Source organism: Nocardioides sp. AE5 (genome assembly GCF_031844485.1).
Taxonomy (GTDB): Bacteria; Actinomycetota; Actinomycetes; order Propionibacteriales; family Nocardioidaceae; genus Nocardioides.
Map to the genome: position 1 here is coordinate 386,743 of NZ_JAUZVI010000001.1, position 24,615 is coordinate 411,357.

Annotated in this window: 24 protein-coding genes; 20 read left to right on the plus strand and 4 right to left on the minus strand. The window is 65.6% G+C overall.

What is annotated here, in order from left to right; translation table 11 throughout:
• Positions 1-4 precede the first annotated feature (4 nt).
• The 18 genes from Q9R27_RS01800 to Q9R27_RS01885 all read left to right on the plus strand — a co-directional run bounded on the left by Q9R27_RS01800 (position 5) and on the right by Q9R27_RS01885 (position 18,108).
• On the plus strand, positions 5-889 hold the full coding sequence (locus tag Q9R27_RS01800; RefSeq protein WP_311250609.1) for a branched-chain amino acid ABC transporter permease: 885 nt from the start codon (positions 5-7) through the stop codon (positions 887-889).
• A complete protein-coding gene (locus tag Q9R27_RS01805; protein WP_311250610.1) occupies positions 886-1,941 on the plus strand; it encodes a branched-chain amino acid ABC transporter permease in 1,056 nt (351 codons plus the stop codon). Before Q9R27_RS01800 ends, Q9R27_RS01805 begins: the two co-directional genes overlap by 4 nt.
• A gap of 123 nt (positions 1,942-2,064) precedes the next feature.
• The gene (locus Q9R27_RS01810) at positions 2,065-3,219 is read left to right on the plus strand and encodes an acyl-CoA dehydrogenase family protein (RefSeq protein ID WP_311250611.1); all 1,155 of its coding nucleotides are present in this window, start codon (positions 2,065-2,067) and stop codon (positions 3,217-3,219) included.
• A gap of 48 nt (positions 3,220-3,267) precedes the next feature.
• Positions 3,268-4,794 (plus strand): AMP-binding protein, encoded by a 1,527-nt coding sequence (locus Q9R27_RS01815; protein WP_311250612.1) that lies wholly within the window; start codon positions 3,268-3,270, stop codon positions 4,792-4,794.
• Positions 4,795-4,801: 7 nt separating this feature from the next.
• Positions 4,802-5,608, plus strand: a complete 807-nt coding sequence (locus Q9R27_RS01820; protein ID WP_311250613.1) for an enoyl-CoA hydratase/isomerase family protein — start codon at positions 4,802-4,804, stop codon at positions 5,606-5,608.
• Positions 5,605-6,690, plus strand: coding sequence for a CaiB/BaiF CoA-transferase family protein (locus Q9R27_RS01825; protein WP_311250614.1), 1,086 nt, complete (start codon positions 5,605-5,607; stop codon positions 6,688-6,690). Before Q9R27_RS01820 ends, Q9R27_RS01825 begins: the two co-directional genes overlap by 4 nt.
• A gap of 59 nt (positions 6,691-6,749) precedes the next feature.
• Positions 6,750-7,943 (plus strand): lipid-transfer protein, encoded by a 1,194-nt coding sequence (locus Q9R27_RS01830; protein ID WP_311250615.1) that lies wholly within the window; start codon positions 6,750-6,752, stop codon positions 7,941-7,943.
• Between the two features lies 1 nt (position 7,944).
• Complete coding sequence (locus Q9R27_RS01835; RefSeq protein ID WP_311250616.1) at positions 7,945-8,406, plus strand: MaoC family dehydratase N-terminal domain-containing protein; 462 nt, start codon at positions 7,945-7,947, stop codon at positions 8,404-8,406.
• Positions 8,403-8,813, plus strand: coding sequence for a MaoC/PaaZ C-terminal domain-containing protein (locus tag Q9R27_RS01840; protein WP_311250617.1), 411 nt, complete (start codon positions 8,403-8,405; stop codon positions 8,811-8,813). Before Q9R27_RS01835 ends, Q9R27_RS01840 begins: the two co-directional genes overlap by 4 nt.
• A gap of 75 nt (positions 8,814-8,888) precedes the next feature.
• Entirely contained in the window at positions 8,889-9,716 is an 828-nt protein-coding gene (locus Q9R27_RS01845) for an SDR family NAD(P)-dependent oxidoreductase (protein WP_311250618.1), read from the plus strand.
• Positions 9,713-10,561, plus strand: coding sequence for an enoyl-CoA hydratase (locus tag Q9R27_RS01850; RefSeq protein ID WP_311250619.1), 849 nt, complete (start codon positions 9,713-9,715; stop codon positions 10,559-10,561). The genes Q9R27_RS01845 and Q9R27_RS01850 overlap by 4 nt, the downstream gene beginning before the upstream one ends.
• Before the next feature lie 52 nt (positions 10,562-10,613).
• On the plus strand, positions 10,614-11,783 hold the full coding sequence (locus tag Q9R27_RS01855) for a helix-turn-helix domain-containing protein (protein WP_311250620.1): 1,170 nt from the start codon (positions 10,614-10,616) through the stop codon (positions 11,781-11,783).
• A 127-nt stretch (positions 11,784-11,910) separates the two neighbouring features.
• A complete protein-coding gene (locus tag Q9R27_RS01860) occupies positions 11,911-13,455 on the plus strand; it encodes a long-chain-fatty-acid--CoA ligase (protein ID WP_311250621.1) in 1,545 nt (514 codons plus the stop codon).
• A 39-nt stretch (positions 13,456-13,494) separates the two neighbouring features.
• Complete coding sequence (locus tag Q9R27_RS01865) at positions 13,495-14,250, plus strand: SDR family NAD(P)-dependent oxidoreductase (RefSeq protein ID WP_311250622.1); 756 nt, start codon at positions 13,495-13,497, stop codon at positions 14,248-14,250.
• A 116-nt stretch (positions 14,251-14,366) separates the two neighbouring features.
• On the plus strand, positions 14,367-14,900 hold the full coding sequence (locus Q9R27_RS01870; RefSeq protein WP_311250623.1) for a PaaI family thioesterase: 534 nt from the start codon (positions 14,367-14,369) through the stop codon (positions 14,898-14,900).
• Positions 14,901-14,982: 82 nt separating this feature from the next.
• Entirely contained in the window at positions 14,983-16,560 is a 1,578-nt protein-coding gene (locus tag Q9R27_RS01875) for an AMP-binding protein (RefSeq protein WP_311250624.1), read from the plus strand.
• Between the two features lie 59 nt (positions 16,561-16,619).
• On the plus strand, positions 16,620-17,270 hold the full coding sequence (locus tag Q9R27_RS01880; RefSeq protein WP_311250625.1) for a helix-turn-helix domain-containing protein: 651 nt from the start codon (positions 16,620-16,622) through the stop codon (positions 17,268-17,270).
• A 199-nt stretch (positions 17,271-17,469) separates the two neighbouring features.
• A complete protein-coding gene (locus Q9R27_RS01885) occupies positions 17,470-18,108 on the plus strand; it encodes an MBL fold metallo-hydrolase (RefSeq protein ID WP_311250626.1) in 639 nt (212 codons plus the stop codon).
• Positions 18,109-18,136: 28 nt separating this feature from the next.
• Here Q9R27_RS01885 and Q9R27_RS01890 read toward each other — a convergent pair whose 3' ends face one another.
• A complete protein-coding gene (locus tag Q9R27_RS01890; protein ID WP_311250627.1) occupies positions 18,137-19,615 on the minus strand; it encodes an NAD(P)/FAD-dependent oxidoreductase in 1,479 nt (492 codons plus the stop codon).
• On the minus strand, positions 19,612-20,013 hold the full coding sequence (locus Q9R27_RS01895; RefSeq protein ID WP_311250628.1) for a MerR family transcriptional regulator: 402 nt from the start codon (positions 20,011-20,013) through the stop codon (positions 19,612-19,614). The genes Q9R27_RS01890 and Q9R27_RS01895 overlap by 4 nt, the downstream gene beginning before the upstream one ends.
• Positions 20,014-20,089: 76 nt before the next feature.
• Between Q9R27_RS01895 and Q9R27_RS01900 the strand changes: the two genes are divergently transcribed.
• Positions 20,090-20,992, plus strand: coding sequence for an NAD(P)/FAD-dependent oxidoreductase (locus Q9R27_RS01900; RefSeq protein WP_311250629.1), 903 nt, complete (start codon positions 20,090-20,092; stop codon positions 20,990-20,992).
• A gap of 146 nt (positions 20,993-21,138) precedes the next feature.
• Here the strand turns inward: Q9R27_RS01900 and Q9R27_RS01905 are convergent, their stop codons facing one another.
• Complete coding sequence (locus Q9R27_RS01905; RefSeq protein ID WP_397219636.1) at positions 21,139-22,386, minus strand: isochorismate synthase MenF; 1,248 nt, start codon at positions 22,384-22,386, stop codon at positions 21,139-21,141.
• Between the two features lie 91 nt (positions 22,387-22,477).
• Entirely contained in the window at positions 22,478-23,608 is a 1,131-nt protein-coding gene (locus Q9R27_RS01910) for a peptidoglycan-binding protein (RefSeq protein ID WP_311250630.1), read from the minus strand.
• Positions 23,609-23,731: 123 nt separating this feature from the next.
• On the opposite strand from Q9R27_RS01910, the gene Q9R27_RS01915 reads away from it, so the two are divergent.
• Positions 23,732-24,421, plus strand: a complete 690-nt coding sequence (locus Q9R27_RS01915) for a demethylmenaquinone methyltransferase (RefSeq protein WP_311250631.1) — start codon at positions 23,732-23,734, stop codon at positions 24,419-24,421.
• Positions 24,422-24,615 lie beyond the last annotated feature (194 nt).

Here is a 24,615-nt window from a genome sequence, read left to right on the forward strand (position 1 = left end):
TGACATGCAACTGCTCATGCAACAGATGGTCGACGGAATCGCTTGGGGATCACTCTACGGAGCATTGGCTCTCACGCTGGTTCTTGTTTATCGGGCCTCGGGCATCATCAACTTCGCCCAGGCCGAGTTCGCGATGGTGGGTGCTTTCGTGGCGTGGCAGTTCCACGACTGGGGAGCACCGATCCTCCTGGCGATCGGCGCAGCCATGGTCCTGTCCTTCTTCGGGGGCGCTGCCGCGGAACTCATCTTCGTCCGGCCACTGGGTCGCAACGCCTCACACTTCACGCTGATCATCATCACCTTGGGGTTGATGCTGGTCTTCAACAATGGGGCGGGCTGGGTGTGGGACTTCAGCACGCGTTCGTTCCCGGAGATCTGGTCCGGTCCAGTGCTCAACATCGGCCCGGCGGTGCTCTCCCGGCAAGCCTTTGCCATCATCGCCGCTGCGGGAATCATCGCCGTGATCCTCTACGTGATCTTCCAGCGGACCAGAGTTGGTCTGGCCATGCGAGCGGCTGTCGGAAACCCGGAGTCGGCAACCTTGTCGGGGATCGGTGTCGCGAACCTGACAACGATCACCTGGGGAATGGCTGCCGTCATTGGCACGCTGGTGGCTTCGCTCGCAGCTCCCCAGCTCTTCCTGCAACCCAACATGCTGTTCACCACGTTGATCTATGCCTTCGCGGCGATGATCCTCGGTGGCCTGAACAGTCCGCCGGGAGCGCTCGTCGCGGGAATCATCGTGGGGGTCGTCGAGAACCTCGCCGGCACGTACATCCCCGGCATCGGCAATGACTTCAAGCAGGCGATCGCTCTCGTCATCATCATCGGCGTCCTCGTGGTGCGTCCACAAGGGCTGTTCGGAAAGAAGGAGGTGGCTCGGGTATGAACATCTTTGCGAAGCTACGCACCCAGCAATTGCCAGTGCAGACGCCGCGGCCGCTGGCGGTCGTGGGCTTGGTAGCACTACTCGCTTGGTTCGCCTACCAGCCACTTGTCTCTGCCCCGTTCGTCAACTTCGAACGATCGATGGTGTTCGTCTATGTGGTGGTCGGGCTCGGCCTCAACCTCCTTACCGGTCTCACCGGCCAGATCTCACTCGGGCACGGCGCGTTCTTTGCCCTCGGCGCCTACTCGTCGGCGACGTTGGTCAACGAATACGGGTGGCAGTACTGGACCGTGGTTCCGTTCGCAGCTGTGGCTGCTTTTGCGCTCGGCTACCTGGTCGGTCGCCCAGTGCTCCGTCTCACAGGTCTGCAGTTGGCACTGGTGACGCTGTCGTTGGCCCTGATCACGCCGTCGATCATCAAAGCGTTCGACGACATCACCAAGGGCCAGGAGGGGATCATCCTCGACACGGCGCATGCACCGACGGCAGTCGGCCTGGAGCGCGACCAATGGGTCTACTACCTGTGCCTGCTGGCCGCGATCCTGACCCTGGTCGTCTGCCATCGACTCGCCCATGGGCGAGTCGGTCGGAGTCTGATCGCGATCCGCGACAACGAAACCGTCGCGACCACGCTCGGGGTCAGGCCCGCGGTGACCAAGACCTACATCTTTGCCTTCAGCGCGGCCCTGGCAGGGGTTGCCGGTGTGCTCTATACCTGGGTGGTTCAGTTCGTAGGGCCCGACGCCTTCGGTCTGCACCTCGCCATCACTTTCATCATCCTGATCATCGTCGGTGGTATCGGAACCACGGCCGGAGTCGTCTTCGGCGCGCTCTTCGTGGTCTACGTGCCCAGCATGACCGCTGACCTGGATCAGTCCATCGCCGGTCTGTCGTTCGGTGTGACCTTGCTGCTGTTCATGTTCCTGCTGCCGACCGGCGTCGTCGGCCTGCTCAGGGTGCTTGCCGGGTACCTGCCGGGGCACGGAAAGCGAGTTGCAGGTGTGGATGAGTCAGAGAGCGCCGACCTCGACCCCTTGACATTAAGTAAATGAGCAATAAGCATAGGGATTGGCGATGAGTTCGAGCTTCAGGGCGCGTGAGGTGCACTACTGAGCGCAGAAGCAAACTCAAGAAGTCTATAAGTGTATTGGAATTTACCAATTGGAAGGTCGATCATGGCTCCGCTGTACAAGTCTCGCTGGAAGGACGAATCGGTCGACGCAGTCCTCGCTACGGCGACGCGGTTCGTCGAGGACGAGGTCATGGCGCGACGCGAGAAGTGGGAAGAGCAGCGTCACGTCGACCGTGACGTGTGGCGCAAGGCCGGGGAACTGGGGCTCCTCTGCTGCTCCGTGCCCGAAGAGTACGGCGGCGGCGGGGGGACCTTCGCGCACGAGATGGCGATCTGCGAAGCGCAGGGGCACGCGGGGGAGACCTCGTGGGGCAACATGGTCCACAGTGGCATCGTCGCCCACTACCTGGTCGCCTATGGCACAGAGGAGCAGAAGCGGCAGTGGTTGCCGGTGATGGCCACCGGCGAAGTGGTGGCCGCGATCGCCATGACCGAGCCCGGGGCCGGTTCGGACTTGAAGGGGGTCCGGACCAAGGCAATCCTGGACGGTGACGACCTGGTCATCGATGGTGCCAAGACCTTCATCTCCAACGGACGCACGGCAGACCTGTTCTTGGTGGTGACGAAGAGCGATCCGGCAGCTGGCCACCGGGGCATCTCCATCGTCCTGGTGGATGCCCGCGACGCCGAGGGGTTCGAGCGAGGGCGAATCCTCGACAAGGTTGGCCAGCATGGCGCTGATACTTCCGAGCTCTCGTTCACTGGGGTCCGTGTCCCCAAAAAGAACATCTTGGGTGGGGTGGCCGGGCAGGGCTTTGGACAACTCATGCAGCAGTTGGTCCAGGAGCGTCTACTCGTGGCGGCGGTCGCGGTCACGTCGATGGAAGCAGCGGTGGAGCAGACGGTCGCCTACACGAAGCAACGCAAAGCTTTCGGCCAGACGATCTTCGACTTCCAGAACACCCAGATGCGACTGGCTGAAGCGGCGACCACGACTCATATCGCCAGGGTCTTCCTTGACAGCTGCGTCGAACGCCACCTGGAGGGCCGTCTGGACGCCTCGGCCGCGGCGATGGCGAAGTGGTGGCTCACCGAGCAACAGGGCTTGGTCGTGGATGCATGCGTGCAACTCCACGGCGGTTACGGCTACATGCGCGAGTACCCGATCGCGCGGATGTATCAGGACGCCCGTGTCCAGCGGATCTACGGCGGTGCAAACGAGGTCATGAAGACCATCATCGCCCGCAGCCTTGAGTGACGAAGCACCACCATCCAGCGGCACCCAACGAGAGGAAGAGGAAGATTCATGAACGCACCCTTCGTCCGATCCGGAGACCGGGTCAGGAGCATGGCAGAGGTCAAGGAGCGTGCTGCGCGATTTGCAGGGTCCCTGCAGACAATGGGCATGGCGCACGGTGACCGCTACGCAATCGTGATGCGGAACGAGATCGCCTACGTGGAGGTCAATCTCGCCGCAGCAGCCATCGGGGCGGTACCTGTCCCGGTGAACTGGCACTGGACCGGAGTGGACCTCGAGCACCTGTTGACCGACTCGGGGGCGAAGGTGGCCGTCGTTCACTCCGACCTGATCCCGGGTGTGGAGGCACAGCGCCCTGAGGGGATGCAGATCATCGAGGCGGCGGTCCCCGAGGAGATCCGTCAGGCCTACGGCCTCCCCGAGGTGCCGCTCACCGGACGCTACCCGGTTCTCGACGACCTGATCGACGCTGGAACGGTTCCTGACTCCGCCCCGGACGCCCCACCCCTGGCCGTGATCTACACGTCGGGGACCACGGGGCTCGCCAAGGGCATCCTTCGTGACCCGGTGGCGCCGGAGAATGCTCCGAAGTTGCTCAAGTTCATCTCCGAATTCCTGCGCATGGGGCCGGGCCTCACCACGGTGCTTCCCGCCCCGCTCTACCACACTGCCCCCAATGTGAACATGACCTTCGGTGCGGCCCTGGGAATGAACCTGGTGATCATGCCGAAGTTCGACCCCGAGGAGTTCCTGCGTCTGGTCCAGGAGTACCGCGTCGACACGGTCCAGATGGTGCCAACCATGTTCAATCGCTTGCTCCGTCTCGACCAGGCGACCCGGGACAAGTACGACCTCTCCTCCTTGGGCGCCGTCGTGCACGCCGCCGCCCCCTGCCCGGAGGAGACCAAGCGGGCAATGATCGACTGGTTCGGTCCGATCATCTACGAGTACTACGGCGGGTCCGAGGGCGGCGCCTGGGTCTACAGCACCTCCGAGGACTGGCTCTCCCACCCGGGAACCGTGGGCAAGGCCCTCGACGACACCGCGATCCGCATCCTCGACGAGAACCTGGAAGAGGTACCTGTCGGGCAGAGCGGCGTCATCTACGGCCGCTCGGACTCCTGGCCCGACTTCACCTACATCGGCAACGACGAGAAGCGCCGCGCGATCGAGGCCCCTGACGGCTTCATCACCGTGGGTGACATCGGTCGCGTCGATGAGGATGGATTCCTGTATCTCAACGACCGGGTCAATGACATGGTGATCGCCGGTGGCGTCAACATCTATCCGGCGGAGATCGAGTCCGCGCTCCATGGTCTGGAAGGAGTTGCGGACGTCGCGGTTTTCGGTATTCCCGACCCCGACCTGGGCGAAGTGCTTGCGGCGCACGTCCAGCTGCTTCCCGGGGCCTCTCTCACCGAGCAGCAGGTGAAGGATCACGTGACCACCACCCTGGCGAAGTACAAGACGCCGAAGGTCGTCGTCTTTGAGGACGAATTGCCCCGTGAGGACAGTGGGAAGTTGTTCAAGAGGCGTCTCAAGGAATCGTATTGGTCCATGGGGGCGAAGGCCTGAAATGTCCGTGTCCAACGAGACCCCCGAGAACCATGCCGTCCCCGTGGTCTCGGCCGACGCCCGGGGCTCGGTCGGCATCGTCACCATGAGACGGCCCGACCGTCTCAACGCCTTGACCGGCGAATCCATGGACCAGTTGCGCGACAGCCTGGTTGATCTGGGGCGCAGCGACGACATCGGAGTCATCGTGTTGCGGGGGGAGGGCCGTGCGTTCTGTGCCGGCCTGGATCTCAAGGACGGACGGGTCAACCCGCTCGCAGCGGACCCGGTCGAGGAGTTCCACGACATGCTCGTGGCGGGCGTCGAGGTGATCTGGGCGATCAGGTCGGTCCCTCAGCCGGTGATAGCGGTCATCCAAGGACACGCCGTCGGTGCCGGATTCGCACTTGCCGCGGCGGCAGACCTGCGGATGATCGCAGCAGATGCCAGGTTCTCCGCACCGTTCCTGAACCTGGGCATGACGGTAGGTGACCTGGGATTGTCATGGTTCCTCCCACGACTCATCGGCCATGGCCGGGCCACCCGAACGTTCCTCGATGCAGGGACCATCGATGCGGAGACGGCGGTGAAGTGGGGGCTTGCCCAAGAGGTCAGCGCGGATCCATTCGGCGATGCGCTGGACATGGCCCACCGCCTGTGCGGGCTCCCGCGCTACGGAGTGCGGTCCAGCAAGACCCTGATCAACGCGAGTGCAGGCGCATCCCTGCGTGATCACCTCGACTCCGAGGCGCGAGCCCAAGTCATCGGCGCCCTGACCAAGAACGCCGTGCAGGCGATGGACCGGGCATCCCAGCGATCCAAGGAGAAGAAATGACGAAGTCCCGTGGGGGGCCGCTCGCCGGTCTCCGGGTGGTGGAGCTCGCCGGCATCGGTCCTGGCCCCTTGGCTGCGATGATCCTTGCCGACCTCGGCGCTGATGTACTGCGTGTCGACCGGGTGGATGCGGGAAGTGACCCGCGGGCTCCAGTGGACTACTTGTTGCGAAGCCGTCGCATCGTTGGCGCCGACCTGAAGGATCCGGGGGACAGGGCTCGCGTACTCGACCTCATCGCGGACGCAGACGTGCTCATCGAAGGGTTCCGGCCCGGCGTCGTGGAACGATTGGGCATCGGTCCAGACACCTGCTTGGAACGGAACCCCAGGCTCATCTATGGCCGGATGACCGGATGGGGTCAGGAGGGACCGCTCTCTCGGTCTGCGGGTCACGACATCAACTACATCTCCCTGCTCGGGATCCTGGAGAACATCGGTCGCCCCAACGAGCGGCCGGTCCCGCCGCTGAACATGGTCGGCGACTACGGGGGCGGGACGATGTTCCTGCTCCTGGGCCTACTCGCCGCGCTGCACGAGCGACAAGTATCAGGGCGCGGCCAGGTGATCGATGCGGCGATGTGCGACGGCGCCAGCGTTCTGACCCAGATGCTCTGGTCGATGCGGAACACGGGCGCCTGGTCGGACGAGCGCGGCAAGAACCTCCTGGACGGAAGCAGGCCCTACTACGACACCTATGAATGCGCAGATGGTCGGAGCATGGCAGTGGGATGCATCGAGCCGCAGTTCTTCGCCACGATGATCGAATTGCTCGGCCTCAGCGCTGAAGATCTTCCACCGCAGTACGACGAGGAGCGCTCCGATGAGTTGCGCAAGGCACTGACGGAGAGGTTCCGGAGCCGGACGATGGCCGAATGGACCGACGTCTTCGCCGGGAGCGATGCCTGCGTCACCCCGGTGCTCACGTACTCCGAGGCGCTGGAGCACCCCCACCTGGTCGCGCGCAAGGCGTTCACCTCCCTTGGTGGCGTCGACCAGCCGCGCCCGGCGCCGCGCTTCTCCCGCACCCCATGGGAGGAACCGTCGGCACCTGAACACGTCGACGAGATGGCTTGGCTGACCTGAACAGGCAGTGGTACGGGCGCAGACACTGAGAAATGAACACTTGAGAAGGAGAGATGAACATGACGCAGCAGGTAGTAGTGGCAGGAGTGGGGATGATCCCCTTCTCCAAGCCCGGAAAGAGCGACAATTATGACGTGATGGGGGCGGAGGCCGCCCGACGCGCGCTGGCCGATGCCGGCATCTCCTATGACGCGGTGCAACAGGCGTATGTCGGCTACGTCTTCGGTGACTCGACTTCTGGGCAGAAGGCCCTCTATCACGTCGGGAAGCCGGGCATTCCTGTCGTCAACGTCAACAACAACTGCTCCACCGGCTCCTCAGCCCTCTTCCTGGCTCGGCAGGCAGTGGAGAGTGGTGTGGTCGATGTCGCCCTGGCCCTCGGCTTCGAGCAGATGGTGCCGGGTGCCATCGGCGAGATCTTCACCGACCGTCCCGGTGCACTCGAGAGTTTCTCCGAGGCACGTGACAGGGCCTTCGGGGCCCCCGATGCCTCCGTGCCCAACGCTGCTACGTACTTCGGCGCGGCCGGGCAGCAGTATGTCGATGAACATGGCATCGACCCCGCGACCTTCGCCCACATCACCGTCAAGTCGCGTAAGCACGCCGCCGCCAACCCCTACGCGGTCTTCCGCGACCCGCTCAGTCTGGATGAGGTGCTGGGCTCACCGCACATCTATGGCCCGTTGACGCGATTCCAGTGTTGTCCGCCGACCTGTGGCGCTGCTGCGGCGGTGGTGATGTCGAAGGAATATGCGAGGAAGCACGGTATTCGCTCCGACGTGGTCATCGCCGCGCAGGCGATGACCACCGATCAGCCATCGACGTTTGAGGGTGACATGAAGAAGCTCGTTGGTTGGGACATGGCGGTCAACGCCTCGAATCAGGTCTATGAGCGGTCGGGCATCGGGCCCGAGGATCTGAGGGTGGTGGAACTCCATGACTGCTTCACCACCAATGAGTTCATCACCTATGAGGCCCTTGGCCTCACTGCGGAAGGTACGGCAGAGAAGTTCGTCCTCTCGGGTGACAACACCTATGGCGGCCGTGTGGTGACGAACCCCTCGGGGGGCCTGATCTCCAAGGGCCATCCGCTCGGTGCGACTGGTCTCGCTCAGTGTGCCGAACTTGTCTGGCAGCTGCGCGGTGAGGCGCAAGGCCGTCAGGTCGCAGGCAAGCTCGATGCCGCGTTGCAGCACAACTTGGGGCTCGGTGGCGCTTGCGTGGTCACGATGTATCAGAAGGTGGACGGCTGAGATGGCTTTGTCGACCGACTTGATCGGGACCACGCGGGCAGGGGGGACCCTGCTGGTCAGCCGCAGCAGGCTGCGGCTCTTCGCAAAGGCCATCGGTCAGCATGACCCAGTGTTCATCGACCTGGAAGCGGCCAAGCAGGCAGGGCACCCGGACCTGCCGGTGCCGCCCACCTTCTTCTTCGCCGTCGATCTCGAAGTTCCGGACTCGTTCGCCTATCTGGAAGAGGCAGGGGTGGACCTGCGTGCCGTCCTGCACGGCGAACAGAAGTTCACCTACCACCGGACTGCCCATGCGGGTGACGAACTCACGTCCTCCTCGAAGGTGGTCGACGTCTATGACAAGAAGGGCGGGGCGTTGCAGTTCATGGTGACGGAGACACCAATCGTCAACCAGGGCGGGGACCTGGTGGTGACCATGCTCAACACGCTGGTCGTACGCAGGCTGGAAGGGGTTGCGGCATGACGAACTCCACGCTGGAGGTCGGCGACGCTCTCGCCGAGTTGGTTCTCGAGCCGATCAGTCGGACGACACTGGCACTCTTCGCCGGCGCCTCGGGAGACCACAATCCCATCCACATCGACCAGGACGTCGCTGAATCGGCTGGCCTCGACGACGTCTTCGCCCACGGCATGCTGTCGATGGCCTACCTGGGCCGCCTGCTGACGGACAACTTCGGGTTGGAGCCACTGCGGTCCTACAGCACCCGCTTCGCCTCGATCACACCGGTACACGGTCAACCGACCTGCCGAGCGACCGTCCGCGAGGTGGATGAATCCAGCGGCGAGCGTCTCGCCACGCTCGATCTGACCGTGATCCTCGCGGACGGCACGACGACCCTCATCGGCGAAGCGGTCGTCGCGCTGAACTGAGCCCGCTGCTGCCGATGGTGGGCCATCGGCACTACGAGACAACGAACTACCACATCGAGAAGATGGAGAAGGATCATGGGAAAGCTCGACGGAAAATCTGCACTTGTCACAGGTGCAGGACGTGGAATTGGACGCGCGATCGCCCTGCAGTTGTCGGCCGAGGGCGCACGGATCGTGCTCAATGACCTGGACGCGGAGCCGGCCAACGAGGTCGTCGAGGAGATCCAGAAGAACGGCGGTGAAGCCGTTGCCGTGGTCGGCAGCGTCACCGCGGACGGATTCGCAGATCGCTTCGTCCAGACTGCGGTCGACCAGTTCGGTGGCGTCGACATCATCATCAACAATGCTGGGTACACGTGGGACGCGGTCATCCAGAAGATGACGGACGAACAGTGGCACGCGATCGTGGACCTGCACCTCAAGGCTCCCTTCGACATCCTCCGAGCTGCCCAGCCGGTGATCAGTGCCGCAGCCAAGCAGGAGAAGGCCGAGGGTCGGATCGTCCACCGCAAGGTCGTCAACATCTCGTCGGTGGCCGGAGTCTTCGGCAACGTGGGTCAGGCGAACTACTCGGCGGCGAAGGCAGGCGTCGTGGGTCTGACCAAGTCATTGGCCAAGGAATGGGGCCGCTACAACGTCAACGTCAACTGCGTTGCCTTTGGGTTCATCTTGACCCGTTTGACGGAGGCACCTGCTGGAGAGGGCGCGACGGTCGAGGTCGAGGGCCGTGAGATCAAGGTCGGGGTAAACCCACAGGTCCTCGAGGCATTGAAGACGGCGATTCCCCTGGGGCGTCCGGGCACTCCCGAGGAGGCGGCCGGCTCGGTGGTCATGTTGACCTACCCAGAGGCCGACTACGTGTCAGGACAACTGCTGGTCACCGGCGGAGGTTTCGAGGGGTGAACACGGGGATCCGGCTCGAGCGCCCCCGCCCCGGGGTGGCCCGGGTCGTGCTGGCCAGATCCGAGCGACGCAACGCGCAGAACCCTGCCCTGCTCAAAGCACTGGACGCCGCCTTCCTCGAAGCCGTCGCCGACGAAGCGGTGAAGGTGATCATTCTTGCGGCGGAAGGACCGGACTTCTCATCTGGGCACGATCTCAAGGGGTCTTTCGATCTCGACGGCGATCCGATCGCCACGATGCACACACGTTCGGACCAAGGAGGTATCGAGGGTCATTTCAACTTCGAGTGCGAGTTCTACCTCGGTCTGTGCCTGAGATGGCGGGACATCCCCAAACCGACCGTTGCGCAGGTGCAGGGCCGTGTCATTGCCGGGGGATTGATGCTTGTCTGGCCAATGGACCTCGTCGTTGCTGGCGAGAACGCCAGCTTCTCCGACCCGGTGACGGCTTTCGGAGTCAATGGTGTGGAGTATTTCACCCACCTTTACGAGGTCGGGATCCGTAAGGCTCGAGAAATGCTCTACACCGGTGATGCGGTGGATGCCGCGGAGGCGCATCGCCTGGGCATGGTCAACCACGTGGTTCCCGAGGACCAGTTGGAGGACTTCACTCTCGATCTGGCCGAGCGCATTGCAGCACGTCCTCAGTTCGGCTTGCGACTGTCGAAACTCAGCATCAACCAGCAACTCGATGCGATGGGTCAGCGACAATCCCTGGAGTCAGCGCTCGCGGTGCACAACCTGGGTCACGCGAACAACCTGGTCAAGCACGGGACCTTCGTCGATCCGGATGGCGCTGACATGATCCGTGCTGCCGCGAGGCGTCCGGGACCAGGGGCGGGTTGAGAACGATGTGTCCCTCAAGTCAGGAGCGACGGCTCCCCCTAGGATGGCGGTCGTGACAACGGCGGCTGTGCAAGCGAATGGACCGCGCCGTCGTCCGCGCGATCGCAAGCAGCAGATCTTGGTTGCTGCGCGGGACCTGTTCGCGGAGCACGGCTACCCCAGCGTCACGATGGCGCAGATCGCCGAGCGGGTAGGGATCACCGCAGGAGCCCTCTATCGGCACTTCTCGAACAAGGCCGTGATGCTGGAGGAGGTCGTGAACGAAAACTTCGCTGTCCTCCACGAGCGGAACTCTTTCCTCGATTACACGATGGCCGTGGACAGCGCGATCGCGCGGCTCGCCGACCGCCCCTACTTGGCGGATTTCTGGGCACATGAGTTGCGTTATCTCGCCCCGGAACACGCGGCAGATATTCGCCGACGAATGTCTGCTTACAGCGAGTCGTTCCTGCCTGCTTTGCAACAACGTCGTTCGGACCTCGATCCCGGCCAACAGAGGATGGTGGTCTGGGCGATGCAGTCGCTCCTGTCGGGACTCGGTCGCCGTGCACTTCATTTGCCCGTGGCTACCCGGTTGCCTATCGTGCGCGCTGCGTTGCTTGCACTGCCGGAAGCCCGGTTGGCGCCCACCGGTCCGGAGGTCGTGCCGCGGCAGTCGTTCTTGCCTGTCGTCTCAATGCGTGAGCGGTTGCTGCAGGCGGCGATGGAACAGTTCGCCCAGCGCGGCTACCAGGAAGCGACGATGGCAAGTATCGCCGCGATGGCCGACGTCACCGGCCCGAATATCTATGGTTACTTCGCCAGCAAGGCCGATCTGCTCCGCGCGGTCACCGAGCGAGGGACCCACGGGCTCTGGCTCGGCCTGCATCAGATATTCGCCGAAGCCGCGTCGCCAGAGGAAGCGATGCGTTTGCTCGTGGTCAATTACTCCGAATTGGTGGGCCCCTGGGCCATCGTCCTGGAGGAGCCCTCGGACGAGGATGACGTTCAGCAAGCGCGGCGTTCGGTCCAGCGTGAGTATGTCGCTGAATGGGAAGCATTGCTCCAGCAGTGCCTGCCGGAGGTCGATGCACAGACGGTCCGGGTGCGAGTCCAGTTGGCACTGTTCCTGATCACCGACCTGCGTCGCATGCCCAGCCTTCGTCGGCGGGAGAACTTCGAGACGAACCTGGTCGAGGTCATCATGACGATTCTTCTCGATCCGGTCGCCCCCTCTGCCTGAACAGGCATGAACTGTCGAGGACGATTCCTCGACGAAAATTCTGTGAGTCGCCACGGCAAGAAGAGTCAATCACCGATCGCTGAGCACCTGATGGGCTCGGTGCCAGGGCTGAACGAGGAGAACCACCATGCAGATCACGCAATCGCTGCACACCGCAATGCAAACTGGACCGGGTCGTGTTTCTACGATCTTCGGTGACCGTGTCCGCACCATCGCCGATACGACTGATCGGGTCGCCCGTTTTGCCGGCGCTCTCCGCGACCTCGGTGTCTCAGACGGCGAACGTGTCGGCATATACGCGCTTAACAGTGACCGTTACCACGAGTTCCTCTATGCCGTGCCGTGGGCAGGGGGAGCGGTCAACCCGGTGAACAGCCGTTGGAGCGCGACTGAAGTGGCGTACTCGCTGGTCGATTGCGGCACGAACATCCTGTTGGTCGATGACGCCTTCGCCAGCACTGTGGCGGAGCTCCGGGCCAAGGCACCAAACCTGCACACGGTCATCTTCTGTGGTGAGGGGGATGCCCCTGAGGGGACCTTGCCCTACGAAGAACTCGTGGCTGCCAACGATCCTGTGGAGGACGCGCGGCGCAGCGACGACGATCTCTACGGCGTCTACTACACGGGCGGCACCACGGGTGACCCGAAGGGCGTGATGCTGGACCACCGGGCACTCCTCACCTCTGCGATGGGCAGCTTGGTCACCACGGACATCTTGTCGCGTGGCGGCGTACTCCTCCATGCCGCGCCGATGTTCCACCTCGCTGACGGAGCAGCCTGGAACATCGCGAACCTGACGGGGGCCACACACGTGATCGTGCCGTCGTTCACCGTTGCGGGCGTGGTGCGCGCGATAGAGGGACATCGCGTCACCGATGCGTTGCTCGTGCCCACGATGATCCAGGCCGTGGTGGATTCACCAGAGTCGGAGGGTGCAGATCTGTCAAGCATGCAGCACATCATGTACGGCGCCTCACCGATCTCGGAGAGCACGTTGGCGCGCGCGAGGGAAGTCTTCAGCAATGCCAGGTTCACCCAGGCATACGGCATGACGGAGCTCGCGCCGGTGGCGACCTTGCTAGGACCGGATGATCATGACAACCCGGCATTGGCTCGTTCCTGCGGACGGGCTGCCGCACACGCCGAGGTCCGCGTGGTCGACGCCGAGGATCGACTGTTGCCGCCAGGCGAGGTCGGAGAGATCGTCTCCCGGGGCGACCACATGATGCAGGGCTACTGGAACAAGCCCGAGGAGTCGGCCAAGGCCTTGGCAGGTGGGTGGATGCACACCGGAGATGCCGGGTACATGGACGAGAACGGATACTTCTTCGTCGTCGACCGGATCAAGGACATGATCATCACCGGTGGAGAGAACGTCTATTCCGTGGAGGTCGAGAACGTACTGGTCAAGGATGAGCGGATCCTGCAAGCCGCTGTTGTCGGCGTTCCCGACGATCAATGGGGAGAGCGAGTGCACGCCTTCCTGATCCTTGAGCCGGGTGCCGAGATCACCGTCGAGGACGTTCGAGACTGGTGTCGGCAGCACATCGCGAACTACAAGCTGCCTCGCAGTATCGATGTCGTCGATGCTTTCCCGCTCTCCGGCGCAGGCAAGGTGCTCAAACGAGAACTCCGCGCCGCATTCTGGGTCGGCGATCGGTTCGTCCAATGAGCACATCGGGTTTTGCCGAGCCGAAAGAGGCCACGTGAGATGAAGATTGCAGGATGCGCAGCGCTGGTCACCGGTGGCGCCTCAGGGCTGGGGGCCGCCACTGCTCAACGGTTGGCGGCGATGGGAGCATCAGTCGTCGTGGCGGACTTGCCGCAGGCATGGGAGCAGCGTCCTCCCGACTTCGACGGCAGCATCACCTACGTGCCGACCGACGTCACTCGTGAAGTCGATGTGGTTGCCGCCGTACAGGCGGCCCAAGGTCTGGCGCCTTTGCGCATTGTCGTGACCTGCGCGGGGGTCAGTCACCAGGGCCGGTTGCTGGGATCGCGAGGTCCGGTGGCGGCGGAGACAGTCAGCCGAGTCATGGACGTCAACTTCACCGGGACCGTCACCACCCTCGGTCAGGCCGCCTTCGCAATGGCGGAGAACGAACCGCAGGAGGGGGATCGGGGCGTGGTGGTGATGGTCGCTTCGGCCGCAGGGCTCGACAGTGCTTCGGTGGCCTACGGGGGCTCCAAAGCCGCGGTCGTCGGGATCACAGCTGCGGCGGCTCGCGAACTCGCCAGCCGCGCCATTCGGGTGATGACGATCGCACCCGGCATTTTCGAGACACCGATGGTGGCGGCCATGAGCGAGGGTGCTGTGGGTTCCGTCGGCGGACATGCCCACCCGAAGCGTCACGGTCAACCTGAGGAGTTGGCCAGTCTCGTGGTCCATGTCGTGGAGAACCCGATGCTCAACGGCGATGTGATTCGCCTCGACGCAGGTCTCCGAGCCCCGGCAGCGATCCAATGAGCGCCACGGGTCAAGGCGCTCGGGCGACCCGAGCGACGGGGCGCGATGGACGGGCAGCCCTTGAGGCGTTGGGGGTCCCCCCGGGGCCACCGGAGCTTGGTGCTGCCTACAGCGGCATGGTGACCGGCCTCCGTGAATTCTTGGACAGCGTTGCCGGGGCACGGTTGGACATCGCCGCAGCAGGACATCTGCAGGCCGAACTGGCACGGTTGACTGCCGGCCTCACGCCGCTGCAGGTCGATGAGGTGGACCGATCCTGGGGACGTTGGCTCGACGAGCCGGGCCGGGCCCAGGCGCTGGTTCCCTCATGGACCATGCGCGTGGAGGGGCATGAGATGCACGGGGCGGTGAAGTTCGGACGGTTCCATGTGGGGGAGAACCTGGTGGCTCACGGGGGTGCGGTGTGCGCGCTTTTTGATGACGTGCTGGGGCACTTCCTCGCGCGAACGGGCCTACCGCCGGCCAGGACCGCCTACCTGCACACCAATTTCCGCTCCGTCACACCGCTGGACGTGGACCTCGTCTTCCGTGCACAGGTGGACCGGGTCGAGGGCCGCAAACGCTTTCTGAGTGCGACCTTGCATCACGGCGACGTGCTCTGCGCCGATGCGGACGGTCTCTGGGTCGAGTTGAAGGACGGGCAGCCTTGACGAATCTCCCGCACCCGACGAGCTGCACGTGGCTGCCGGCCATGGCTGGTCACTGATCCCCATCTTTGAAAGGAATCCAGCAATGCGTGTCATCGACTTCTTCGATCAGGCCGCTCACGAGAACCCCGACCGGACACTGGTGGAGGAGCCTGGGACGGGCAAGGCCTTCAGCTTCGCCCAGGGCAAGGAAATCACCGAACAGGTGGCTCGTGGTTTGGTCGCGCTCGGCAACGAGCGCGGCGACCGGGTCGGCGTCTACACCCCCAACTGTGCCGAGGCGTTGCTGACCACGTTCTCCCTGTGGCGCATCGGTGGGGTGTGGGTGCCGTTGAACCCGCACAACGCCGTCGACTCGACCGCGGCGTTCGCGGCGGAGGTGGAGTTGCGGACCTTGTTCGTCCACTCGGTCTATGCCGATCGGATCCCCGCGCTGCGTGCTCAGGTGCCGTCATTGGAGTTGGTAGTGGTCATCGATGACCCGGCCGAGGAGATCCCGGACACGATCACCCTTGCGGCTCTGGTCACCAAGGGGGAGGGGATCATGCTCGAGGACTGGAATGACGCCCACGGCCGCCTTGAAGACCTCTGTGCGCTTGCCCCCACCGGCGGCACCACCGGCAGTTCCAAGCCAGTCATGCTCACCAACGCCACTTGGGCCGTGATGATGGACCTCACCTCGCGTCACTTCCCGCGGGTCGAGGTGCCGCGGATGCTGGTCTCGGCGCCGATGACGCACGCTGCCGGGATCCTCGCTTGCTTGCTCGCCGGGCAGGGCGCGACCACGGTGGTGCTGCCCGGGTTCAATGCCGCCGCCGTCCTGGATGCGATGGAGACCGAGAAGATCACCCACACCTTTATGCCGCCCACGGCCCTGTATGACCTGGTGGCCGCGCAGAGGGCGAACCCGCGGGACCTATCCACGATGGAACTGCTGTGGCTGGCCGCTGCGCCGGTCGCCACACACCGTCTCGCTGAAGCGGTCGAGGTGCTCGGGCCGTGGATCGGCCAGTCGTTCGGCCAAGCAGAGGCTCCCGGCTTCATCACCTGGATGACGCCGGAGAACCTCAGCGCCGCGGCCCGTGCCGGTGACTTGGACCGACTGGCCAGTTGTGGTCGACCGACGTGGGGCACGCAGGTCGGCATCATGGACGACGACGGCAACTTGCTGTCTACCGGTGAGACCGGGGAAATCGTGGTTCGTGGTCGGCTGGTGACTCCCGGTTATCACAACCTGCCGGAGAAGACCGCCGAGGTGCGCCAACACGGTTGGCACCACACCGGTGACATCGGCCGCATCGACGATGACGGATTCGTCTACATCCTCGACCGGCTCAAGGACATGATCATCTCGGGTGGTTTCAACGTCTATCCCTCCGAGGTCGAGACCGCGATGATGCAGCTCCCCGGCGTGGCCCAGTGCGCGGTGATCGGGGTCCCGCACGATCGGTGGGGCGAGGAGGTCACGGCCGTGGTCGTGCCAACCCTCGACAGCGACCGTGACGCCGACGCCCTGATCGCTGCATGCAAGCAGGCCATCGGCTCGGTCAAGTCACCCAAGCAGGTCCACTTCGTCGATGAGTTGCCACTCACCCCAGCTCGCAAGGTCGACAAGAAGGTGATCCGGGCCCAGTTCTGGCAGGGTCATCCGCGTGCCATCTGAAGTCTTGGCCCGAAACCTGAGGGGTCCGTGTGTCGCTCCTTGCCCTCTAGGCTGAGGATGTGAAGACTTCCTCTACTAGGGCACGTGCTCGGCGCCGGCCGTACGCCGCCCGGGTGCCGATCGAGGATCGCCGCGAGCAGCTGCTGGACGCGGCCCTGCGGGTGATGCTGCGCGACGGGTACGAGGCGATCACCATCGAGGCGATCGCCCGCGAGGCGGGGGTCACCCGCCCCGTCGTCTATGGCGCGTACGACGGACTCGGCGCGTTGCTGATGGCGCTGCTGGACCGGCAGCAGGTGCGTGCCTTCTCGCAACTGCTCGCGGCCCTGCCCGAGGAGTTGGACACCTCGGACCCGCTCGCGCTGATCTGTGGGGCCGTCGAGGCGATGGTGGCCACCCTGGCGGAGGATCCGGACACCTGGCGGCCGATCCTGCTCTCGCCACATCAGACGCCGGCGCTGGTGCGGGAACGGATCGACGCCGACCGGGAGCGGATCTCCGTCGCCGTGCAGGGACTGGTCCGCGAGGCGCTCGGTGCCGAGGTCGACGCGGAGGTGCTCGGCCATGCCGTGGTGGCGATCCTCGAGCACTTCGGCCGACTCGTTCTCGAGGCCCCGGAGCAGTTCGGCGCGGAGCGGTTGAACGCCTCGGTCCGACTCGTGGTGGGGGCACTGGTCCAGACCGGTTCGTCCGGATCGACGTCGCAGTGAGGCCCGATCGACGCGCGAAATCGCCACAATCGCGCAAGTGTGCCCAGTGTCACACCGTCGGCGCATTGTTACTCGGGAGTTCACCTTCCGTTCTTGCTGTTGATGCGTAAACTAATCACCGACGCCGCAACCGGGACCCGAGACCCGGTTGCGGCGTCTTTCGATTTCGCGCCATGCGTCGGCTGGCTAGGCTCAACGCATGCGGATCACCAAGTTCGGGCACGCCTGCGTCAGGATCGAGCACGAGGGCGCGGTCATCGTCATCGACCCGGGGTGCTTCACCGAGTTGGAGGCAGTGGACGGGGCCGGTGCCGTGCTGATCACCCATGAGCACGCGGACCACTATGACCTCGAACGGTTGCGTGCCACCGAGGCGCCGGTCTTCACCATCGACGCAGTTGCCCGCCAGATCACTGCCCAGTCGCCGGACGTTGCCGAGCGGGTCACCGTGGTCGCACCGGGGGATTCCTTCGATGCAGGACTGCCGGTGCGGGTGGTCGGCGAACTGCATGCGGTGATCCACCCCGAACTGCCCCGCTTCGACAACTCCGGGTACGTCGTGACGGCCGGGGCCGCGAAGATCTATCACCCGGGTGACGCGCTGACGCCTCCCGGCGAGGAGGTCGACGTACTCCTGGCGCCGTCCAGCGCGCCGTGGCTGAAGGCGGCCGAGGCAATTGACTTCGTCCGGGAGGTGGGCGCACCGCGCAACCTGGCGATCCATGACCGGATCTACACCGAGGCCGCGCACGGGATCCTGGCCAGCCAGATGCAGGGCTTCCTGGCGCCGCGTGAGCAGGAGTACCTGCGTCTGGCCGACGGGGAAGACCTCGCCTGAACCGCACGGCGTACTCGGCGTGGGCTGATCAGCCGAAGGTGTAGTCGTCGAGCGGGAAGGTCTCCTGCTCGCGGTGGTTGTGCCAGGTGGTCGTCGGCCGGGCCAGGGTGGCCGCTCCGGCCTGGTTGAAGTAATAGCTGCGTGAGGTCGCGCAGTCGCCGCGTGCCCAGACCGAGTCCGCGACCAGTTCCTCCATCCGGTCGGTGAACTCCTCGGCCGCCGACTCCTTCACCTCGAACCGGCTGGCGCCGCGACGACGCATCTCGGTGACCAGCCGGTCCAGGTGCTTCATCTGGGCCTCGATGGTGGTGAAGAAGGACAACCCGGAATAGGAGTAGGGCGACGCGGTGCCGATCAGGTTCGGGAAGCCGGACGCGGTGATCCCCTGATAGGAGGTGAACCGGGTCTCCCGCCAGTGCTTGCCGAGGTCCAGGCCGTCCCGGCCGAGGATCTCGAAGGCCGGGAAGTTCGTCTCCCAGAGGCTGAACCCGGTGGCCAGGACGAGGACGTCGATCTCGGTGCAGGTCCCGTCCACCGCGGTGATCGTGGTGCCCTCGACCCGCTCGATGCCGCTGGTCTCCAGGTGCACGTGCTCCCGGTTGAACGTGGGGTAGTAGGTGTTGGAGAAGGTCGGTCGCTTGCACCCGAAGTCATAGTCGGGGGTCAGCTTGCGGCGCAGCTCGGGATCCTTGACGCTGCGGGCCAGATGGTGCTTGGCCAGCGCCTCTGCCGCCTTCGCGCCCGGCTTGAGCACCTTGTAGTTGATCACCCCGGCCAGCAGCGCCTCGAGCACGCTCGAGTTCCAGATCCGGGCCGCGCGCTGGGTCAGCGGCACCCGGCGGAACGCCTTCTGCACCGGTCCCGGCATCGCGAAGTCGACCTTGGGGGTCACCCAGATCGCGGTCCGCTGATAGACGGTCAGCTCGGCCGCCATCCGGGCCACCTCCGGGACCAGCTGGACGCCGGTCGCGCCGGTCCCGATCAGCGCGGCGCGCTTGCCGGTGAAGTCATAGTCATGGTCCCAGTCGGTGCTGTGGATGACCTTGCCGGTGAAGGACTCGATCCCGGGGATGTCCGGCACCTTCGGCTGGGAGAGGAAGCCGGTGGCCGCGACCAGGTAGGTCGCCCGCTCCACGCTGCCGTCGGCCAGCGCCACGTGCCACTCGCCGGTCTCGTCGTCCCAGCGGGCGCCGGTGACCTCCACGCCGAATCGCATGTGTCGGCGTACGTCGTAGCTGTCGGCGACGTGCTCGCAGTATCTCTTCAGCTCGGCGCCCGGCGCATACCACCGGGACCAGTGCGGGTTCGGCTCGAAGGAGAACGAATAGGTCACCGACGGGATGTCGACGGCCAGGCCGGGGTAGTGGTTGACGTGCCAGGTGCCGCCCAGGTCGTCGTTGCGCTCGAGGATCTCGAAGTCCTCGATGCCCAGGCGCTTGAGCTGGATGGCGATCCCGATGCCACCCAGTCCGGCGCCGACGATGATGGCCTCGCGCGTGCGTGTCATGCCTCGAAGCCTGCCAGCAGGTCGTCGAGGTGGCTACGGAACTGGGGACATTTCGTGATGTCGTGCGCCTCGCAGTGGAAGGCGTGCTCAGCCATCGCGCGGGAGAGTTCCATCTCGGCAATGGTCCGGTCGATCGCGGCGATGTGCTCCTCGAGGAGTGCATGGCGCCCCGGCGACTCCGAGTCCAGCAGCACCGCGATCTGCTCCAGGCTCATCCCGGCGGCCTTGCTGCGCTGGATCACCGCGATCCGGACCACGTCGTCGGGGCCATAGCGCCGCCGGTCCGCTGCATCGCGCTGCGGCTCGAGCAGCCCCACCGACTCCCAGTGCCGCAGCACGTTCGTCGCCAGGCCGAACCGCTCCGCCACCTGCCCCACTGACCACTGGCTTGACTTCATCCTGACATGAAGTCACACGCTGGTTGCAGCGTCAAGGCAGATCGCTTCCGGCGCAGTGAACCGAAGGGGAAGACCCATGACCACCATCCACGACGTGATCATCGTCGGCGGCGGCCCTGCCGGCCTCCAGGCAGCCCTCACCCTGGGCCGGATGCACCGCGACGTCGTGCTCCTCGACTCCGGCACGTATCGCAACGACCGGGTCGAGCACATGCACAACTTCGTCACCCACGACGGCACGCCGCCGGCGGAGTTCCGGAAGCAGGCCCGCACCGAACTCGCGGCGTACGCCACGGTCGAGGTCCGCGACGTCGCAGCGACCCGGATCGAGCACGTCGACGACGTACACCGGGTGACGACGGAGGGCGGCGTGCTCGCGGCCCGTCTGCTCATCCTGGCCACGGGGGTGCGTGACGAACTGCCGGAGGTCCCCGGACTGGCCGCGTTGTGGGGCACGCACGCCTATACGTGTCCCTTCTGCCACGGCCACGAACTGGCCGGTCGCGACATCGGCATCCTGGCCACCGAGACGGGCCTCCACCTGGTCGCGTTGCTCGCACCGATCGGGCGCGCGGTGACGGTCTTCACCGACGGCGCGGACCTGGCCCCCGAAGCGCTTGCCGCCATCGAGCGTGCGGGTGCAACCGTCGACGACCGTGCCCTGCTGGGCTTCGAGGCCGCTGGCGATGGGGTGTGGGTCTCGCTGGCTGGGGGAGAGGTCACGGTGGCAGGGCTCTTCGTCGCCACCGGACGCTTCGTGCAGGCAGCGCCGTTCGCCGGGCAACTCGGCCTGGACCTGCAAGCGAGCGGGTGCATTGCGATCGACGACTTCGGACGTACGTCGCGCCCCGGCGTCTTCGCGGCCGGCGACCTGGCCCACCGTGCGGCGTACCCGATGCCGATGGCCTCGGTGCTGGCGGCTGCCGCGGCTGGTCAACTCGCTGCCAGCGCCTGCGTGCAGGAACTGATCGCGCACTGACCTGGATGCCACGGTGCTGGACGGTTCAAGCGGGTGGCGAGGTGGCGGCGTACGGCGGCACTTGTGCGGTGGTGTCGACGAATCGGCGCGTCGTAGCGCTACTCAAGCGACGGCAACCCCGCGTTACAAGGGGGAGAGGGGCGCGCTCAGGAGCCTGCGGTGAGGGCGTCGCGGACCGGGACGAACTTGGCCTGCGACTCGGCGAGTTCGGCCTCGGGGTCGGAGTCGCCGACGATGCCGCAGCCGGCGAAGAGGCGCACGGTCGCGCCGTCGATGTGGGCCGAGCGGAGCGCGATGCCCCATTCGCCGTCACCGGTGGCGTCCATCCAGCCGACGGGCCCGGCATAGCGGCCGCGATCCATCCCCTCGATCTCGGTGATCAGGGCGGTGGCGAGCTCGGTCGGGGTGCCGCCGACCGCGGCCGAGGGATGCAACGCGGCGGCCAGGTCGAGCGAGGAGACGGTCTCGGCGTCGTGGACCACCCCGGCCACGTCGGTGGCCAGGTGCATCACGTTGGGCAGGTGCAGGACGAAGGGCGCCTCGGGCACGTTCATCGACGAGCAGTGCGGCTCCAGGGCGTCGGCGACCGAGCGGACGGCGTACTCGTGCTCCTCGAGGTCCTTGGAACTGCGGGCCAAGGTGGCGGCCAGGGCCAGGTCACGCTCGTCGTTGCCGGTGCGCCGGATGGTGCCGGCCAGCACCCGTGAGGTGACCAGGCCGCGCTCGCGCCGCACCAGCATCTCCGGGGTGGCGCCGAGGAGGCCGTCGACGTGGAACGTCCAGCACGTCGGGTACGTCGCGGCGAGTTGGCGCAGTGGCCAGCGAGGGTCGACGACGGTGTCGGAGGTCGCCACCAGGTCGCGGGCCAGCACAACCTTGGACAGGTCGCCGCGGTTGATCCGTGCCACGGCGTCGGAGACGACGCCCATCCATTCCTCGCCGTTGCGGGCGCCGTCGGCAAAGGTGACCACCGGCGCCTGCGGCAGCGCGACCGGCGCCAGGTCGACGCGGGCGTCGTCCACGGTGGTGACCCAGGCCAGGTCGCCACGGCGCCCGATCACCACCCGCGGCAGCACCAGGACCGAGGTGCCGGGTTCGTCGGCGAAGGCGAAGCTGCCGAAGCAGAGCGGGCCGGTCCCGGGTTCGCCGACCTCGTCGACGACGTCCATCCGGGCCACCGTCTCCTTCCACCACTTGGCGGCGTCGGAGAAGCGGGTGTGCCCCGTGGTGCGCACGATCGCAGTGACCCCGTGGGCGACCAAGCCCTCGCCGTTACGGATCCAGCTCAGCGGCGCGTCGGCCGGCAGCAGGGCGAGCAGGTCCGGCACGTCGGCCGGATCGACGGGCGACGTGCGTACGACGTACCGCTCGCCGCTGCTCTGCTGGATCGTCACGAGGGGTCAGCCTACGCCCGTGGCGGCCAGCCCGTGCTTTCCGGGCGGACCGCCATGGGCAGGACCGTGGGTCGCGTCGCGCGTGGTGGGCTCAGGAGCGGTAGACGATGACCTTGTCGCCGACCTTCACCTGGTCGAAGAGGGCCTCGATGCCGGCCCGGTCGCGCACGTTCACGCAGCCGTGGGAGGCGCCGTTGTAGCCGCGGGCGGCGAAGTCCGGCGAGTAGTGGACGGCTTGGCCGCCGGAGAAGAACATCGCGAACGGCATCGACGTGTGATAGATCGACGACACGTGGTTGCGCGACTTCGAGTTGACCTTGAACGCTCCCTCGCGGGTCGGCATCTCGGCGCTGCCGAAGCGGACGTCGAAGGCGGTCAGCACCTGGCCGTCGACCACCCAGCGCAGCGAGTTGCTGGTCTTGTCGATGCAGAGCACCCGGCCGCTCAGGCACCGCTCGTCGAGCGGGGCGTCGGTGTTCTTGCCGGTCTTGGGGATGATGTTGTGCAGTTCGTTGTGGGTCGGCTTGCGGGTCATCGCGAGCAGGCGGTCCATGGTCCGCTGGTCGACCTCGCCGGTGGCCGGGATCTTCCGCTTCTCCTGGAAGCCCTTCACCGCGGCGGTGGTCTCGGGGCCGTAGGTGTCGGTGACGCTGCCGGAATACCAGGCGATCTGCTTCAGGCGGGCCTGCAGGTCGCGGACCTTGTCGCCGGTGTCGCCCTCGCCGAGCAGCTTCGGCCCCGGCTTGAGCACGTTGAACATCTGGTCGTGGGTGGGCGTCTCGGTCATCTCCACGAGCTTGTCCCAGGTCTGCTGGTCAACGATGCCGGTGGCCTCGAAGTCGCGCTTCTCCTGGAAGCCCTTCACCGCAGCGGTGGTCGCGTCGTCGTAGGTGCCGGTGGTGGTCTCGGGCAGCCACGCGGTCTGGAAGAGGCGGTGCTGCAACTCGCGGACCTGCTCACCGGTGTCGCCGGGGGACAGGACCGGCTCGGGCTCCGGCGCCTCGGTCTCGGTGGGCTCCTCGGAAGGGGCCGGGTCCTCGGTCGGCTCGGCGTCCGGGGTCGACTCGGAGGTGGGTGCATCGGAGGGCTCCGACGGCACATCCTGCGGGGAGGACGCCGGGACGGTGTCCTCCTCACCGAAGTGCTTGACTGCCACGCCGGTGCCGTAGGCCGCGGCGGACATGAGTGCCACGGTCAGCAGGGTGATGAAAAAGATCCGCACGGCGCGCATCCGTATGCCTCCAAGTCTTGCTGTGAACAACCAGTCTCACAGTGCTAGACGCGTCAATGCAGCATTTGGTTGCCCGGATCTTGGTCACAATTGTCGCTGGTTAGGGTTTGCTCCGTGACCCGAGCCGAGCTGGACAAGGATCCCCACGACGTACGACGCATGTTCGACGCGGTCGCGCGCCGCTATGACATCACCAACGACGTGCTCTCCCTCGGGCAGGACCGGCGCTGGCGCAAGGACGTGATCCGCGCCGTGGCGCCGCGCCCCGGGGAGCTGGTCCTGGACCTGGCGGCCGGCACCGGGACCTCCTCGCAGCCCTTCGCCGATGCGGGCGCCACCGTGGTGCCGTGCGACTTCTCGATCGGGATGCTCCGGGTCGGCAAGCAGTCGCTGCCGCACCTGCCGTTCACTGCCGGGGACGGCACCCAACTCCCGTTCGCCGACGACACCTTCGACGCGGCCACGATCTCCTTCGGCCTGCGCAACATCGTCGACACCGAGGCGGGCCTGCGCGAGATGCGCCGGGTGACCCGTCCGGGCGGACGCCTGGTGGTCTGCGAGTTCAGCCACCCGACCAACGCGGCGTTCCGTGCGGTCTACATCAACTACCTGATGCGCGCGCTGCCGTCGATCGCGCGGACGGTCTCCTCCTCGCCGGACGCCTACGTCTACCTGGCCGAGTCGATCCGCGCCTGGCCCGACCAGCAGGGCCTGGCCCGGCTGATCCACAAGGCCGGCTGGACGAACTGCGAGATCCGGAACCTGAGTGGCGGCATCGTCGCGCTCCACCGGGCCACCTCCTGACCCGAGGAGCGAGCCGGAGGGCGGCGATGACCGTGCGAACGGACATGCAGTGCGCACCGTTGTCGGCGGTGGCGCGCTCACGGATCGTCGAGCTCGGCTCGACTGCATGTCCTTCGGCACGCAGGGGCATTTTTCCGACCGCCGACACCGACGAATTACGACACGAGATTGTGACCTAAATCCGCAGGTCAGGC

Coding starts and splice junctions, on each gene's coding strand:
- Q9R27_RS01800 (WP_311250609.1), top strand. CDS start 5: ATGCAACTGCTCATGCAACAGATGGTCGACGGAATCGCTTGGGGATCA.
- Q9R27_RS01805 (WP_311250610.1), top strand. CDS start 886: ATGAACATCTTTGCGAAGCTACGCACCCAGCAATTGCCAGTGCAGACG.
- Q9R27_RS01810 (WP_311250611.1), top strand. CDS start 2,065: ATGGCTCCGCTGTACAAGTCTCGCTGGAAGGACGAATCGGTCGACGCA.
- Q9R27_RS01815 (WP_311250612.1), top strand. CDS start 3,268: ATGAACGCACCCTTCGTCCGATCCGGAGACCGGGTCAGGAGCATGGCA.
- Q9R27_RS01825 (WP_311250614.1), top strand. CDS start 5,605: ATGACGAAGTCCCGTGGGGGGCCGCTCGCCGGTCTCCGGGTGGTGGAG.
- Q9R27_RS01830 (WP_311250615.1), top strand. CDS start 6,750: ATGACGCAGCAGGTAGTAGTGGCAGGAGTGGGGATGATCCCCTTCTCC.
- Q9R27_RS01835 (WP_311250616.1), top strand. CDS start 7,945: ATGGCTTTGTCGACCGACTTGATCGGGACCACGCGGGCAGGGGGGACC.
- Q9R27_RS01840 (WP_311250617.1), top strand. CDS start 8,403: ATGACGAACTCCACGCTGGAGGTCGGCGACGCTCTCGCCGAGTTGGTT.
- Q9R27_RS01845 (WP_311250618.1), top strand. CDS start 8,889: ATGGGAAAGCTCGACGGAAAATCTGCACTTGTCACAGGTGCAGGACGT.
- Q9R27_RS01860 (WP_311250621.1), top strand. CDS start 11,911: ATGCAGATCACGCAATCGCTGCACACCGCAATGCAAACTGGACCGGGT.
- Q9R27_RS01865 (WP_311250622.1), top strand. CDS start 13,495: ATGAAGATTGCAGGATGCGCAGCGCTGGTCACCGGTGGCGCCTCAGGG.
- Q9R27_RS01870 (WP_311250623.1), top strand. CDS start 14,367: ATGGTGACCGGCCTCCGTGAATTCTTGGACAGCGTTGCCGGGGCACGG.
- Q9R27_RS01875 (WP_311250624.1), top strand. CDS start 14,983: ATGCGTGTCATCGACTTCTTCGATCAGGCCGCTCACGAGAACCCCGAC.
- Q9R27_RS01885 (WP_311250626.1), top strand. CDS start 17,470: ATGCGGATCACCAAGTTCGGGCACGCCTGCGTCAGGATCGAGCACGAG.
- Q9R27_RS01890 (WP_311250627.1), bottom strand. CDS start 19,615: ATGACACGCACGCGCGAGGCCATCATCGTCGGCGCCGGACTGGGTGGC.
- Q9R27_RS01895 (WP_311250628.1), bottom strand. CDS start 20,013: ATGAAGTCAAGCCAGTGGTCAGTGGGGCAGGTGGCGGAGCGGTTCGGC.
- Q9R27_RS01900 (WP_311250629.1), top strand. CDS start 20,090: ATGACCACCATCCACGACGTGATCATCGTCGGCGGCGGCCCTGCCGGC.